The 8,756-nt window shown below is 63.9% G+C and carries 10 protein-coding genes and 1 pseudogene; 7 read left to right on the forward strand and 4 right to left on the reverse strand.

From position 1 onward, the window contains the following. Nucleotides 1-8 precede the first annotated feature (8 nt). From FFS60_RS21645 to pilG, 4 genes are all read right to left on the reverse strand, one after another. Nucleotides 9-2,057 (reverse strand): methyl-accepting chemotaxis protein, encoded by a 2,049-nt coding sequence (locus tag FFS60_RS21645; RefSeq protein WP_137823113.1) that lies wholly within the window; start codon nt 2,055-2,057, stop codon nt 9-11. A gap of 139 nt (nt 2,058-2,196) precedes the next feature. Beyond that, nucleotides 2,197-2,733: a chemotaxis protein CheW gene (locus FFS60_RS21650; RefSeq protein WP_137823114.1), complete on the reverse strand. Its 537-nt coding sequence runs from the start codon at nt 2,731-2,733 to the stop codon at nt 2,197-2,199. 55 nt (nt 2,734-2,788) lie between these two features. Further along, entirely contained in the window at nt 2,789-3,154 is a 366-nt protein-coding gene (gene pilH / locus FFS60_RS21655) for a twitching motility response regulator PilH (protein ID WP_028629552.1), read from the reverse strand. A 45-nt stretch (nt 3,155-3,199) separates the two neighbouring features. Continuing rightward, complete coding sequence (pilG, locus tag FFS60_RS21660) at nt 3,200-3,607, reverse strand: twitching motility response regulator PilG (RefSeq protein WP_003455569.1); 408 nt, start codon at nt 3,605-3,607, stop codon at nt 3,200-3,202. 267 nt (nt 3,608-3,874) lie between these two features. On the opposite strand from pilG, the gene gshB reads away from it, so the two are divergent. From gshB to FFS60_RS21695, 7 genes and pseudogenes are all read left to right on the forward strand, one after another. Then, nucleotides 3,875-4,837 carry a glutathione synthase gene (gene gshB, locus FFS60_RS21665; RefSeq protein WP_137823115.1) on the forward strand — a complete coding sequence of 321 codons (963 nt, stop codon included), beginning with the start codon at nt 3,875-3,877 and terminating at the stop codon, nt 4,835-4,837. Nucleotides 4,838-4,893: 56 nt separating this feature from the next. After that, complete coding sequence (locus FFS60_RS21670) at nt 4,894-5,787, forward strand: energy transducer TonB (RefSeq protein ID WP_137823116.1); 894 nt, start codon at nt 4,894-4,896, stop codon at nt 5,785-5,787. Between the two features lie 104 nt (nt 5,788-5,891). Next, nucleotides 5,892-6,458 (forward strand): YqgE/AlgH family protein, encoded by a 567-nt coding sequence (locus FFS60_RS21675; RefSeq protein ID WP_028629549.1) that lies wholly within the window; start codon nt 5,892-5,894, stop codon nt 6,456-6,458. Continuing rightward, the gene (gene ruvX / locus FFS60_RS21680) at nt 6,458-6,898 is read left to right on the forward strand and encodes a Holliday junction resolvase RuvX (RefSeq protein ID WP_137823117.1); all 441 of its coding nucleotides are present in this window, start codon (nt 6,458-6,460) and stop codon (nt 6,896-6,898) included. Before FFS60_RS21675 ends, ruvX begins: the two co-directional genes overlap by 1 nt. 13 nt (nt 6,899-6,911) lie before the next feature. Then, nucleotides 6,912-7,424 carry a bifunctional pyr operon transcriptional regulator/uracil phosphoribosyltransferase PyrR gene (gene pyrR / locus FFS60_RS21685; protein WP_028629547.1) on the forward strand — a complete coding sequence of 171 codons (513 nt, stop codon included), beginning with the start codon at nt 6,912-6,914 and terminating at the stop codon, nt 7,422-7,424. 37 nt (nt 7,425-7,461) lie between these two features. Next, a complete protein-coding gene (locus FFS60_RS21690; RefSeq protein ID WP_028629546.1) occupies nt 7,462-8,469 on the forward strand; it encodes an aspartate carbamoyltransferase catalytic subunit in 1,008 nt (335 codons plus the stop codon). Further along, a pseudogene (locus FFS60_RS21695) lies at nt 8,469-8,756 on the forward strand (dihydroorotase); the annotation flags it as partial. The gene FFS60_RS21690 and the pseudogene FFS60_RS21695, both read left to right, overlap by 1 nt.

The raw sequence follows: 8,756 nt of genomic DNA on the forward strand, positions 1-8,756 counted from the left end.
TCCCCTGGTCAGGCTATGTCCTGAGTTTCCGGCAGCTTGAAGCCGGAAACCGACTTGCGCATCTCGCTGGCCATCTTCGCCAGGTTGCCGATGCTCTTCGCGGTGGCGGTGGTACCAGCGGAGGTCTGCGAGGTGATCTCCTGGATCACATTCATGGTGTTGGAGATATGGCCAGCGGAGGACGCTTGCTGACGAGCGGCGTTGGAGATGTTCTGGATGAGCGCCGCGAGGGTCTTGGATACCTTCTCGATCTCTTCCAGGGCCACACCGGCGTCCTGGGCCAGACGGGCACCCCGGACCACTTCGGAGGTGGTCTGCTCCATGGAGATCACCGCCTCGTTGGTGTCGGTCTGAATGGTCTTCACCAGAGCCTCGATCTGCTTGGTCGCCGCGGAGGAACGTTCCGCAAGGCGCTGTACTTCGTCCGCTACCACGGCGAAGCCACGGCCCGCATCACCGGCCATGGACGCCTGGATCGCGGCGTTCAGGGCGAGGATGTTGGTCTGGTCGGCGATGTCGTTGATCAGGCTGACGATGTCACCGATCTCCTGGGACGATTCACCGAGGCGCTTGATCCGCTTCGAGGTGTCCTGGATCTGCTCACGGATGTTGTCCATGCCGGTGATGGTGTTGTGCACCACTTCGTTGCCCTTGTTGGCGATGGCTACGGAACGTTCCGCTACCGCCGAAGATTCAGAGGCGTTCGCCGATACCTGGTCAATGGACACGGCCATTTCGTTGATCGCGGCAGAGGCGCCGGCGATTTCCTGGGCCTGGTGCTCGGAAGCCTCGGCCAGATGCATGGCAGTGGCCTGGGTTTCCTGGGCGGCGGCGGCCACCTGCACGGCTGTCAGGTTGATGGTTTCCACCAGCTCGCGGAGCTGGTCGATGGAGTAGTTGATGGAGTCGGCGATCGCACCGGTGAAGTCCTCGGTCACGGTCGCGGCTACGGTCAGGTCACCGTCGGCGAGGTCGGCAATTTCGTCCAGCAGACGCAGAATCGCCGCCTGGTTACGTTCGTTCTTCGCGGCGGTTTCGGCCAGTCGGCTGCGGGTGCTTTGCACCATCACAAGGCCGATCAGGATGACCGCGGCAAGGGCCAGGGCGCCCAGTACGTAGCCAGCCAGGGTGTTCAGGCCACGGCCGCCTGCCAGGTTCTCGAAGCCGGTGGTCAGGGCGGAGGCCTTGTCCAGCAGGGTCTGGGAGCCGGTGAAGATGGTGTTGGCGGATTCACGCACCTGGAAGAGTTCGGGCGAGGTTTCGAGGATTTCGTCCACGGAGCCGGACACGAACTCGAAGAGTTCGGAAATCTCCTGCAGACGCTCCAGGGCCTCGGTGTTGGTGACCTGGGAGATCTCCATCGCCGCGTTGCCTTCGAGCATGGCATTGAGTACGCGGCCGAACAGGCTGGCGTCGCGGCCGAACATGTCGGCGGCCTGGACGGAGTCTTCGTCACCCGCCAGCACCTTGTTCACCGAGCCGAGGATACGTTCGGCCAGCAGCGACTGGCGCTGGGCTACCGAGACCTGGCTGGCGGGTGCGCCGCTCTCGAGGAGGATGTCCACGACTTCCTCGTACTCGACCTGCAGTTGCGGGATGGTTTCGGCCAGGGTGGCGGCTACCTGGTGGAGCGAGAGTACGGTCTGCTCGCTGGCGAGGATGGCGTCGGCGTTCTTGCGCAGGCTGTCCCAGTCCTTCTGTACGACATCCATCTCGCCCTTCACAGCGGCAGGCGCAGGCGGCAGGCCGGTGGCGGCGTCGCCTTTCAGCAGGAAGTTCCAGCGCTTCTCGAAGTCGTTGCGCGCGTCTTTCAGCAGGGCGAAGGCTTCGGCCTTGCCCGCCGCGGCCTCGCTGGAGTTCTTGGCGATACGCTGGGACAGCACGCGCAGTTCACCTGCGTGGCTGATGTATTCCTTGTCGTAGTTCGCCTGGGTGTTGAGGTACGCGAAGTTCGCGAACAGCAGCACGATGGCGATGATCAGGACTACGAAGAGTCCGGCGATCAGCGACGTGCTACGCACCCCGGAAAAAAGATTGCCTGCGTTTAGTCTTTTCATTATCGGGCCCCCGCCTGGACCAACCACTCTATTCCCATGTAACGCCAAAGGGCCGGCAAAGCCGGCCCAACCTTGAAGCCAGGGTCCCGGAAGCTCTAACCCGGGACCGGTACGGGACGCCAGGCGCCCCGCGTAGAACCTAGATCGCTACCTCGAGGAACGCCTGGTGCTGTGCAAGCGCGTGCGGGCTGAACACCAACCAGGGCTGCTCGCGATGGAAAACACCATGGATGAAGGGCTGGATGCTGGCCTCCAGCGGGGGCAACTCCTCGCTGAAGGCATCCACCAGAAAGTGCTGCATGCCGAAGACTTCGTCGACGATCAGCCCGGCAAAGATTTCCTGGTGGTCCACCACCAGCACCCGGCGTTGCTTGCGCAGGGGCGACAGGTCGCCACCGAAAAAGCCGCACAGGTCCATCACCGGCAACAGGCGTCCGCGCACGTTGGCGACGCCCTTGACCCAGGTCTTCACACCGGGAAGCAACGTGTGGCGCGGCTCGTGCAGCACTTCGCTGACCTCGCCCATGGGCGCCACGAACAGGCGTTCCCCCATGCGGAAGCCGATACCGCTCCAGCTCTGCACCACCTGTTGTTGCGCAGGCAAGCCCGCCGCCAGCGCGCGACAGCGCTGGTCGATCTCGTAGAGGAGCTGGAAGGGAGTCTGCGAATCCGACATGGCGACCGGCCTTGGCCTGTTTCTAATAGTTATGGTTCAGGGTCCGGCGCGGCAATCAGCCGGCCAGTACCGCGTTCAGCGTCTTGATCAGCGTGTCTTCTTCGATCGGCTTGGTCAGGTAGTCACGCGCCCCCTGGCGCTTGCCCCAGACCTTGTCGGTTTCCTGGTCCTTGGTGGTAACGATAACCACCGGGATATGACTGGTTTCGGCGTCCTTGGTCAGTTGACGGGTTGCCTGGAAACCATTGAGGCCGGGCATCACGATGTCCATCAGGACGGCGTCTGGCTTCTCCTGGCGGGCCAGGGCCACGCCATCAGCGCCATTCTCGGCCTTGAGTACCTGGTGGCCATGCTTCTCGAGCATGGCAGTCAGCTTGTACATCTCGGTCGGCGAGTCATCAACAATCAGAATACGAGCCATGGTGTTCCCCATATGGAAAGGCTTCACCGGCCATCAGGCCGGACTTCAGGAGGCTTGCTCCACCGGGGTGAAATCGGGGACATGAGTCTTGATCGCGCCGAGCAGCTCTTCCTTGCTGAAAGGCTTGGTGAGGTACTGATCGGAACCGACGATGCGACCCTTGGCCTTGTCGAACAGGCCGTCCTTGGAAGACAGCATGATCACCGGGGTGGACTTGAAAGCACTGTTGTTCTTGATCAGGGCGCAGGTCTGATAACCGTCCAGGCGAGGCATCATGATGTCGACGAAGATGATGTTCGGGTGGGAATCGGCGATCTTGGCCAGGGCGTCGAAACCATCAACTGCAGTGATGACCTCACACCCCACTTTCTTGAGCAGCGTCTCGGCGGTACGACGAATCGTTTTCGAATCGTCGATCACCATGACCTTCAAACCCTCGGAATGCTGTTCCATGTTCGCCCTACCATCGCCTCGGTGAGTCGTTATTCTGCTTTATATATGTGCCTGAGGCCCTACAACCGACGGGCTGCGACCCAATCGTCGGGCCTTTTTAGCACAGTCTCCAGACGCAAGCTACACGGCCCCCGCATCTGCGATTCTTCCCCTTTAGGGGAAGGATTTTTCCTTGACCGCAATCAATGCCGGCGCCACCCTGAGCGCCTTATCCAACCGGCCCGCCCGCTGTGGCGCGCCCCTTGAAACCTGTTGCGGAGAACCCCCATGAGCGTTCGCCTCGGGATCGTCATGGACCCCATTGCGCAAATCTCCTTCAAGAAGGACAGCTCCCTGGCCATGCTGCTGGCCGCCCAGGAACGCGGCTGGTCGCTGTTCTACATGGAGCAGCAGGACCTATACCAGAAAAACGGTGAAGCTCGCGCTCGCACGCGCCCCCTGAAGGTTTTCCTCGACCCCGAACACTGGTTCGAGCTGGAGGCCGAGGCCGATATCCCACTGGCCGAGCTGGACGTGATCCTGATGCGCAAGGACCCGCCCTTCGACAACGAGTTCGTCTACTCCACCTACCTGCTGGAACAAGCGGAACGGGACGGCGTGCTAGTGGTCAACCGCCCGCAGAGCCTTCGTGACTGCAACGAGAAGTTCTTCGCCACCCTGTTCCCCGAGTGCACACCGCCGACCGTAGTCAGCCGACGAGCGGACATTCTGCGCGAGTTTGCCGAAGAACAGCGTGACATCATTCTCAAACCCCTTGATGGCATGGGCGGTTCCTCGATCTTCCGCCACCGCGCCGGCGATCCCAATCTCTCGGTGATCCTCGAGACCCTGACCGCCCACGGCAGCCAGCAGATCATGGCGCAGCGCTACCTGCCCGCGATCAAGGACGGCGACAAGCGCATCCTGATGATCGATGGCGAGCCGGTGCCCTACTGCCTGGCGCGCATCCCCGCCCAGGGCGAGACCCGCGGCAACCTGGCCGCCGGCGGCCGTGGCGAGGCCCGACCGCTGTCTGAGCGCGACCGCGAAATCGCCGCGATCGTCGGCCCGTCCCTGCGAGAAAGAGGGCTGCTGTTCGTCGGACTGGACGTGATCGGCGACCACCTCACGGAGATCAATGTCACCAGCCCTACCTGCATCCGCGAGATCGACAAGGCCTATGACACGCGCATCGGCGAACGTTTGATGGATGCGATCGCCATCAAGCTCGAGGCGCGGAGTGCTTCATAGACTTTTATGCGCACGCTCGGCAGACTGCGCCGCTATCTGAAGCAAGCTGACTGGCGATGAACGCAGCCGTGAACACCCCGCCCCAACTGTCCGCCGGCGTCCGCCCGGCGGATCGGCTGGGCTTTACCCTGTTCCTCGCCGCCGTGCTGCACGTTGCGCTGATCCTCGGGGTTGGCTTCACCATTGGCGACCCGCAGCAGATCAGCAAGACCCTGGAAATCACCCTCGCCACCTTCAAGAGCGAGGAGAAGCCGAAGAACGCCGACTTCCTCGCCCAGGCCAACCAGCAGGGCAGTGGCACCCTGGAACACAAGGCCACGCCCAAGACCACCGAGCAGGCGCCCTTCCAGGACAAGGAAATCCGCAAAGCCACTCCGCCGGCCGCGCCGCCCCAGGCACCGAAGAAAGAAGCCCCCAAGGCCGCCGTGGCCACCAAAAGCCCGCAGCCGCAGAAAACCACGATCAAGCGCGAACAGAGCAAGCCGCAACCCGAGACCACGCTCGCGCCGACCTTTGACAGCTCGCAGCTCTCCGCCGAAATCGCCAGCCTGGAAGCGGAACTGGACAAGGAGCGCCAGCTCTATGCCAAGCGCCCGCGCATACACCGCCTCAACGCGGCCTCGACCATGCGCGACAAAGGCGCCTGGTACAAAGAGGAGTGGCGCAAGAAGATCGAGCGCGTCGGCAACCTCAATTACCCGGATGAGGCCCGCCGGCAGCGCATCTACGGCAACCTGCGTCTGCTGGTGTCGATCAACCGCGACGGCACCCTGTTCGAAGTGCAGGTACTGGAATCCTCCGGCCAGCCGGTACTGGACCAGGGCGCCATGCGCATCGTGCGCCTCGCGGCCCCCTTCGCGCCGTTCACCGGGGACCTCGCGGACATCGACCGCCTGGAGATCATTCGCACCTGGCGCTTCGAGCGCGGCGACCGCCTGTCGAGCAATTGAGGGCGGCCGCGCACAATCGGCTCTAGGCTTCAACCAAGGGGCACCGATTCAAGCCATCGCCTTGCCGCTTGAAGCCTGCCGTCTTAAGACTGAAACTAGCCGACATGAAAAGCGCACCGAGCTACCTCAAACACCACTTCCTGATCGCCATGCCGCACATGGCCGATCCGAACTTCGCCCAGACCGTCACCTATCTGGTGGAACACAACGAGCAGGGCGCCATGGGCCTGGTGATCAACCGCCCCAACGGCTTGAGCCTGAGCGACGTACTGGAACAGTTGCGACCTGACTACACCCCGCCGGCCCGCTGCCAGGGCCTGCCGATCTACTCCGGCGGCCCGGTGCAAACCGACCGCGGGTTCGTCCTGCACCCCAGCGGACAGACGTTCCAGGCCACCCTGGAGCTGGGCGAGCTGGCCCTGTCCACCTCCCAGGACGTGCTTTTCTCAATCGCCGATGGCGGCGGCCCGCAGAAGAGCCTGGTAGCCCTCGGGTATGCCGGCTGGGACGCTGGCCAGCTGGAAGTCGAGCTGAGCGAAAACGCCTGGCTGACCTGCCCGGCAGACATGGCCATCCTCTTCGACACGCCGACCGAGCAGCGCCTTTCGGCTGCCGCGGCACGACTGGGCGTGAACCTCAGCCTGCTCACGGCCCAGGCCGGGCACGCTTGATGGCCGAATCCAAGCCCCTGCGCCTGTTACTTGGCTTCGATTACGGCACCAGACAGATCGGCGTTGCCGTTGGCCAGGCGGTAACCGGCCAGGCTCGCGAGCTGAAAGTGCTGAAAGCACAGAACGGCGTGCCGGACTGGCAGCAGGTGGAAGCACTGATCCGCGAATGGCAGCCCGACGCCATCGTCGTAGGCCTGCCGCTGAACATGGACGGCACCCCCAGCGAAATGAGCGCGCGCGCGGAGAAATTCGCCCGACGCCTGAACGGCCGTTTCAATCTGCCGGTATTCACCCACGATGAGCGCCTGACCACCTTCGAGGCCAAGGGCCAACGCCTGGCCCAAGGCCAGCGCGACGGCTACCGCGAGCGCCCGGTGGATGCCCTGGCCGCCGCGCTGCTGCTGGAAGGCTGGCTGGCCGAAAACTCCGCAACTTCTTAAGCGAGGACCGCCGATGACCCTGCCCAACCCCGCCGAACTGCTGCCGAGGATGGCCAGCGACCTGCAAACCCACCTCAAGTCCCGCAACATCGCCGAGCCGCGCTACATCGGCATCCGCACCGGCGGCGTATGGGTGGCACAGGCCCTGCTGGAGCAACTGGGCGAGTCGAGCCCCATGGGCACCCTGGATGTGTCTTTCTACCGCGACGACTTCACACAGAACGGCCTGCACCCGCAGGTGCGACCGTCCGAACTGCCCTTCGAGATCGAAGGCCAGCATCTGGTGCTGATCGACGACGTACTGATGAGCGGGCGCACGGTGCGCGCAGCCCTCAATGAGCTCTTCGACTACGGCCGCCCAGCCAGCGTAACCCTGGTCTGCCTGCTCGACCTCAACGCCCGGGAGCTGCCGGTACGCCCGGACGTGGTTGGCGCAACCCTGTCCCTGGGCGCCACGGAACGGGTAAAATTGCTCGGCCCCGCGCCGCTCACCCTCGAGCGTCAGGACCTCGCTTCACCCGCCTGACCCTTCCGATTTCTCGTAACCTTTCAGGGCCTGCCCCATGCCGACAGACGCCAAGCGCCCGCTGCAGCTCAACGACCAGGGCCAGCTGCGCCACTTCCTCTCGCTCGACGGTCTGCCCCGCGAGCTGCTGACGGAAATCCTCGACACCGCCGACTCCTTCCTCGAAGTCGGCGCCCGTGCGGTGAAGAAAGTCCCGCTGCTGCGCGGCAAGACGGTGTGCAACGTGTTCTTCGAGAACTCCACCCGCACCCGCACCACCTTCGAGCTGGCAGCACAACGCCTGTCCGCCGACGTCATCACCCTCAACGTCTCCACCTCTTCCACCAGCAAGGGCGAGACGCTGTTCGACACCCTGCGCAACCTGGAGGCGATGGCTGCCGACATGTTCGTGGTGCGCCATGCCGACTCCGGCGCCGCCCACTTCATCGCCGAGCACGTGTGCCCGGACGTGGCCATCATCAACGGTGGTGATGGCCGCCACGCACATCCGACCCAGGGCATGCTCGACATGCTCACCATCCGTCGCCACAAGGGCAGCTTCGAGAACCTCTCGGTGGCCATCGTCGGCGACGTCCTGCACTCGCGCGTGGCCCGCTCGAACATGCTCGCCCTGCGCACGCTGGGCTGCCCGGACATCCGCGTGATCGGGCCGAAGACCCTGATCCCCGTAGGCGTCGAGCAGTACGGCGTGAAGGTCTACACCGACCTCGCCGAAGGCCTGAAGGATGTGGACGTGGTGATCATGCTGCGCCTGCAGCGCGAACGCATGCAGGGCGGCCTGCTGCCCAGCGAAGGTGAGTTCTACAAGCTCTACGGCCTGAGTACCCAGCGCCTTGCCCTGGCCAAACCGGATGCCATCGTCATGCACCCCGGCCCGATCAACCGTGGCGTGGAAATCGAGTCCGCAGTGGCTGACGGTGCCCAGTCCGTGATCCTCAACCAGGTCACCTACGGCATCGCCGTGCGCATGGCGGTGCTTTCCATGGCGATGAGCGGGCAGGCCGCGCAACGCCAAATGAACCAGGAAGCCGAGGAGCTGAACTGATGCGTACCCATATCCTCGGCGCTCGCCTGATCGACCCGGCCAGCGGCCACGATCAGGTCACCGACCTCTTCCTCGAAAGTGGCAAGGTCGCCGCCATCGGCCAGGCTCCAGCGAACTTCGAGGCGGACAAGACCCTCGACGCCAAGGGCCTCGTGGCCGCGCCCGGCCTGGTGGACCTGTCCGTCGCCCTGCGCGAACCCGGCTTCAGCCGCAAGGGCAATATCGCCAGCGAAACCCTGGCCGCCGTCAGTGGAGGCGTGACCAGCCTCTGCTGCCCACCCCTGACC

Source organism: Pseudomonas sp. D(2018) (genome assembly GCF_005502555.1).
GTDB lineage: Bacteria > Pseudomonadota > Gammaproteobacteria > Pseudomonadales > Pseudomonadaceae > Metapseudomonas > Metapseudomonas resinovorans.

What these genes read in the sequence shown, in the direction of transcription:
- FFS60_RS21670 (WP_137823116.1), top strand. Translation starts at nt 4,894, where the DNA reads ATGAACGCAGCCGTGAACACCCCGCCCCAACTGTCCGCCGGCGTCCGC.
- gshB (WP_137823115.1), top strand. Translation starts at nt 3,875, where the DNA reads ATGAGCGTTCGCCTCGGGATCGTCATGGACCCCATTGCGCAAATCTCC.
- pilG (WP_003455569.1), bottom strand. Translation starts at nt 3,607, where the DNA reads ATGGAACAGCATTCCGAGGGTTTGAAGGTCATGGTGATCGACGATTCG.
- FFS60_RS21650 (WP_137823114.1), bottom strand. Translation starts at nt 2,733, where the DNA reads ATGTCGGATTCGCAGACTCCCTTCCAGCTCCTCTACGAGATCGACCAG.
- pyrR (WP_028629547.1), top strand. Translation starts at nt 6,912, where the DNA reads ATGACCCTGCCCAACCCCGCCGAACTGCTGCCGAGGATGGCCAGCGAC.
- FFS60_RS21645 (WP_137823113.1), bottom strand. Translation starts at nt 2,057, where the DNA reads ATGAAAAGACTAAACGCAGGCAATCTTTTTTCCGGGGTGCGTAGCACG.
- FFS60_RS21675 (WP_028629549.1), top strand. Translation starts at nt 5,892, where the DNA reads ATGAAAAGCGCACCGAGCTACCTCAAACACCACTTCCTGATCGCCATG.
- FFS60_RS21690 (WP_028629546.1), top strand. Translation starts at nt 7,462, where the DNA reads ATGCCGACAGACGCCAAGCGCCCGCTGCAGCTCAACGACCAGGGCCAG.
- pilH (WP_028629552.1), bottom strand. Translation starts at nt 3,154, where the DNA reads ATGGCTCGTATTCTGATTGTTGATGACTCGCCGACCGAGATGTACAAG.
- ruvX (WP_137823117.1), top strand. Translation starts at nt 6,458, where the DNA reads ATGGCCGAATCCAAGCCCCTGCGCCTGTTACTTGGCTTCGATTACGGC.